4 protein-coding genes are annotated in these 5509 nt (G+C 46.5%); 3 read left to right on the plus strand and 1 reads right to left on the minus strand.

Going from position 1 to position 5509, the window contains the following annotated elements:
• The first annotated feature begins 184 nt into the window (after positions 1–184).
• Genes glpA through glpC form a run of 3 tightly spaced genes read left to right on the plus strand, consistent with a single transcriptional unit; the run spans position 185 to position 4367 of the window.
• Positions 185–1834, plus strand: coding sequence for an anaerobic glycerol-3-phosphate dehydrogenase subunit A (glpA, locus tag B9J84_RS04890; protein WP_094123662.1), 1650 nt, complete (start codon positions 185–187; stop codon positions 1832–1834).
• Positions 1831–3144, plus strand: a complete 1314-nt coding sequence (glpB, locus tag B9J84_RS04895) for a glycerol-3-phosphate dehydrogenase subunit GlpB (RefSeq protein ID WP_047689653.1) — start codon at positions 1831–1833, stop codon at positions 3142–3144. The genes glpA and glpB overlap by 4 nt, the downstream gene beginning before the upstream one ends.
• A complete protein-coding gene (glpC, locus tag B9J84_RS04900) occupies positions 3141–4367 on the plus strand; it encodes an anaerobic glycerol-3-phosphate dehydrogenase subunit GlpC (protein WP_094123663.1) in 1227 nt (408 codons plus the stop codon). Before glpB ends, glpC begins: the two co-directional genes overlap by 4 nt.
• An 89-nt stretch (positions 4368–4456) precedes the next feature.
• Here the strand turns inward: glpC and B9J84_RS04905 are convergent.
• The coding region (locus tag B9J84_RS04905; protein ID WP_094123664.1) for a ketoacyl-ACP synthase III at positions 4457–5509 on the minus strand (1053 nt) is incomplete at its 5' end.

The following is a 5509-nucleotide window of genomic DNA, read 5'->3' on the forward strand; positions in this document are numbered from 1 at the left end:
AAATTAACACAACCTAAATTGTTAAACCGTTCATCATTTTGATATGAAATAACATACAAAGATAAAATTACCGCCAAAATGAAACACAATTTCGCTCATTCGCGCTTTTGTGAGCAACATATCGAACATTTTCTATTGAAAATGCCACACTAAATATAAGTTTTTCATCGAATAAGGTTTCACCATGACCACAACCACACGATTTGAAACCGATGTTGTTATCATTGGTGGCGGAGCAACCGGTACTGGGATCATGCGCGACTGCGCACTGCGCGGCATTGCGTGTATTTTGCTAGAAAAGGATGATATTGCTTCTGGTACCACCGGGCGAAATCACGGTTTATTACACTCAGGGGCACGTTACGCAGTTACCGATCCTGAATCGGCCAAAGAGTGCATCCAAGAGAATCAAATTTTAAAAAATATCGCTAGACATTGTGTAGAGAAAACCGACGGCCTGTTCATTACTCTGCCTGAAGACGATCTTGCTTTTCAAAGCACGTTTATCGACGCGTGCGCTCAAGCAGGGATTACAACCGAGCCGCTTTCTGCCAAAGAAGCACTGCGTTTAGAGCCTCATGTTAACCCAAACCTTGTTGGCGCGATAAAAGTACCCGATGGCACACTCGATCCTTTTCGTTTATGCGCTTCCAATGTGCTAGACGCCAAAGAGCATGGTGCGCGGATCATGAACAAAACCATTGTGACGTCGCTGATCCGCCAAGGTGACACAGTATTAGGCGTACGCTGTTTACAGCTCAGCACTCATCAACAGTATGAGATTTTCGCCAAAGAAGTGATTAACGCAGCTGGAATATGGGGACAAAACATCTGTGAATACGCCGATCTCAACATCAAAATGTTCCCCGCGAAAGGCTCATTGCTGATCCTTGATTATCGTATCAACAACCTTGTGATCAACCGCTGTCGCAAGCCTTCTGATGCCGATATTCTTGTCCCTGGTGATACCATTTCACTTATCGGTACTACCTCTGAACACATTGACTACGACCAAATTGACAACCTGCACGTGACTGAAAAAGAGGTTGATATACTACTGGCCGAAGGCGCGAAACTGGCCCCCATCATGGCGAATACTCGTGTATTACGCGCTTATGCGGGTGTGCGTCCATTGGTCTCTATTAATGATGATGGCAGCGGCCGAAACATCAGTCGCGGCATCGTATTACTTGACCACGAACAACGCGATGGATTGAAAGGCCTCACCACGATTACAGGCGGTAAATTAATGACTTACCGCCTAATGGCAGAATGGGCGACCGATTTAGTCGCTAAAAAACTGGGCAATAATACTCCTTGCGAAACTCATACTCGCGCCCTACCCGGCTCCAACGAAACCCCAAAACAGGTGAGAAAGACCGCCAGCATTGCCAAGCCCGTCTATGAATCGGCTATTTATCGCCATGGTGAGCGCGCACAAAATTTCTTATCTGATGATGCAAAGAGCCAAGCGGTTATTTGTGAATGTGAAATGGTGACCGCGGGCGAAATTGAATACGCAATTAAACAACTCGATGTAAATAACTTGGTCGATTTACGTCGCCGCACTCGTTTAGGTATGGGGCCGTGCCAAGGAGAGCTTTGCAGCTATCGCGCCGCCAGCTTATTTCAAGAATATGGTCACGTTTCGGGAAACCAATCGAGCCAACTGTTGGTTGAGTTTTTAGAAGAGCGCTGGAAAGGCATTAAACCGATTTTCTGGGGAGATGCACTGCGCGAAGCTGAATTCAGTTACTGGATTTACGAAGGCTTGTTCGGAGCCAATGACATTCCAACGCAACACAAGCAAAATGAAAGTGAGGAGACGTTATGATGAAATACGACGTCACAATTATCGGTGGTGGAATTGCAGGTTACAGTGCAGGTCTTCGCTGCTTACAAGCGGGCCTAAAAACAGCACTGATCAGTCAAGGCCAAAGTGCTCTGCATTTTTCATCCGGTTCCATCGATGTTCTGGGTAAACTGCCTAGCGGCGAAGCGGTTGAATCCCCTTTGCTCGCCATGGAAGCATTACGTCAACAAGCCCCGAATCACCCTTACAGTAAAATTGGCGCTGACACTATTTCGCAAGGGTTAATGTGGTTTCAAAAAACGCTGCAGCAACGCGGCATGCCGCTGACACACCAAGCGGATAATAGTAACCACTATCGCATAACTCCGATGGGGACATTGAAAGCCACTTGGTTATCACAACCTTATGTTTATCAACATAAAACGAATGCTGATTTTAAGCGTATTGTGCTGCTCGCCATCGATGGTTATCGAGATTTTCAACCACATATGCTGCAAGATAACTTACGCGCTCTACCTGCATTTTCGGCTATCCCAAGTGAGATCATCAATATCACGATTCCGGGTTTCGAAGCACTTCGCCATAACCCCAACGAACTGCGCTCCATCGATATTGCTCGTTTGCTCAAACAACCACATGCATGGCGCAGTTTTTGTGATCAACTGATCCGTCATGCCACTGTGCAAGATCTAGTGATCCTACCTGCCATCATGGGCAATGGTGATGGGTTAACCTTACTGAACAAACTCAAATTGGAAACCAACTTGCAGTTGCATGAAGTCCCGACCATGCCGCCATCATTAATGGGCATCCGCATTGAAGAGACACTCAGCCGAGCTTTTTTAACTATGGGTGGTACCCATTTAAAAGGCGATAAAGTCATCAGTGGTGAATTTGATGGTAACCGTTTGACCGCCATTCATACTCAAAATCTCAATGATATGCCGATTCAAGCTGACCATTTCGTGATGGCTACAGGGAGCTATTTCAGCCAAGGTTTACAGGCTTCTCATCACGGTATTAGCGAACCCGTGTTCCAATTAGAGACGGAGAGCTGTCATGATCGCGCTCTATGGCGAAATCATGCCTTTTTCTCAGCAAACTCTCACCCTTTCATGACCTTTGGTGTGCTGACCAACACGTCACTGAACCCAACTCATCAAGGTAATATCATTACCAATTTATACTGCTGTGGTTCGATGCTCGCGGGTTATGATCCTGTCTTTGAAGGCAGCGGTGGAGGCGTTGCTATTGCCAGCGCTTACCACGCTACCTCTCAAATTATGGCTCAAACTCAATCTCGACCAGCCATTCAGGAGGTATTAGCATGAGCACCTCTTTTGTTGAAGCCGCACCCAAAAATACCTCTTTTGATCAATGCATCAAATGCACTGTTTGTACCGTTTATTGCCCGGTTGCTAAAGCAAACCCACTCTATCCGGGGCCAAAACAGTGCGGGCCGGATGGCGAACGCTTGAGGATTAAAAGCGCAGAGTATTATGACGACCTACTCAAGCTCTGCACCAACTGCAAACGGTGTGAAACCGCCTGTCCTTCCGGAGTAAAAATTGGCGATATAATTGCTGTGGCGCGTGGCAAACATGGTAAAAAAACGCTGAGTCCAAAGCTGGTGCGTGATTACGTGCTGAGCCATACCGATCTTTTTGGCACGATCGCCACACCATTTGCACCGATAGTGAACGCTGCTACGGCTATGCCGATGGTAAAAAAACTGATGCACAAGACCATTGGTGTGCACGATCATAAATCACTTCCCAAATACTCACACGGCACGTTTCGTCGTTGGTTTAAGCAGAACTGCACACGCCAACCCCTGTATAACCGGCAAGTGACCTATTTCCACGGCTGCTACGTTAACTATAACCACCCGCAGTTAGGTAAAGATTTTGTCTCTGTGATGAATGCGATGAATATCGGCGTACGGTTACTGGATAACGAGAAATGCTGTGGTGTACCGCTGATTGCCAATGGTTTTCACGATAAAGCACGTAAAAATGCGCTATTGAATGTGAAAAATATCGAAGCCGCGGTAGTTGATCGTCAAACGACGCTCCTCTCCACCTCATCAACGTGTTCGTTTACCTTGCAACAAGAATATCCTCATGTTTTAGGGGTTGATAATAGTAAGGTGGTCAAACAAATCGAGTACGTCACGCGCTTTCTACTCAAAGAGTTCATGAGCGGTAATGCGCCTAAAATGAAACCCGTTAACTTGAAAGTGGTTTACCACACCCCTTGCCACCTTGAACGCAGCGGTAATGTCATTTTTACCATTGAATTATTAAAAATGATCCCAGGATTGAAGTTAGTGGTCTTAGACAGCGAATGCTGCGGCTTAGCGGGAACCTACGGTTTTAAAGAAGAGAACTATGACGTTTCAATGAAAATTGGCGCGCACCTGTTTGATGCAATCAAAACATCGCAAGCTGACTATGCGATTACCGATTGTGAAACCTGTAAATGGCAAATTGAAGAAAATACCGCGTTAGAAACCATTCATCCAATTAGCCTGCTCGCCATGGCGATTGCCTAGTTTACACACCTAGCATTGAGAGTAAAACAGGCCACATTGTGGCCTGTTCTCATACTGCTTGTACTGTGTGAACATTCGTTTTCTAAACGTTATTTAGATAGCGGGCGCTGCTGGCAGTGCTCAATTGCATTGGCCAATAATTCTAACGCACTGGACTGACACTCTGGTAACTGCGCTTGGCTACGGCTAATCGCGGTAACACGCTCGCTCCATTTGATGTGCCCAGCCCCCCAAGTTAAGCCCGCCCCGAAAGCAGCCACCAGCAGGTTATCATTCGGTTTGATTTTCCCTTGTTCTACCGCTTCACACAATGCAATAGGTACGGTCGCGGCAGACGTATTACCATAGTGTTGAATGTTAACGAATGCTTTATCTTGGCTAATACCTGATAAGTCACACAAGGTTTGAATGATGCGAATATTCGCTTGATGCGGGATCACCACATCGACTTGTTCGGTTGAAAGACCGGAACGCGCCAACACAGTTTGCGCCGCTGCGCCCATGCCTCGAACCGCGCGTTTAAAAATCTCTTTCCCAACAAAATCAAAATCCCAATACCCATTATCAGCGGCAAAACGATCCATCGATGAGCCAAATTTAGGCACCGCCAAAATATCACGCCCTTCTGCATCACAACCGATTTGTGCATCTTGCAAACCCACTACTTTATCGGTTTTACTCAAGACAACAGCACCAGCACCGTCACCAAACAACACGGCGGTATCACGTTTGGTCCAATCAATGTAAAAAGAGAGACGCTCAGCACCCACCACTAACGCATGGCGGTAATGGCTTGCTTGCATTAAACGCGTCGCAGTTTCTAATCCATAAACAAAACCGGTACAGGCTGCATTTAAGTCAAAAGCGGCTGCATTTTTAATCCCAAGGTTCTGCTGCACTTTCGAGGCAATATTCGGGATAAGAGAATCTGGCGAACAGGTTGCGATGATGATGAGATCAATCTCAGTTGCATCAATCCCAGCACAAGCGATGGCGTGTTGGGCGGCCACCGTAGCTAAATCCGAGGTATTCACATGGCTAATGCGGCGCTGTTCAATCCCGGTGCGAGTTTTAATCCACTCATCGGAAGTTTCAATAAAGGTGCTAAGATCATGGTTTGAGAGCGTTGCAGGTGGTAGGCA

The organism is Vibrio sp. V03_P4A6T147 (assembly GCF_002241085.1).
GTDB classification, from domain to species: domain Bacteria; phylum Pseudomonadota; class Gammaproteobacteria; order Enterobacterales; family Vibrionaceae; genus Vibrio; species Vibrio anguillarum.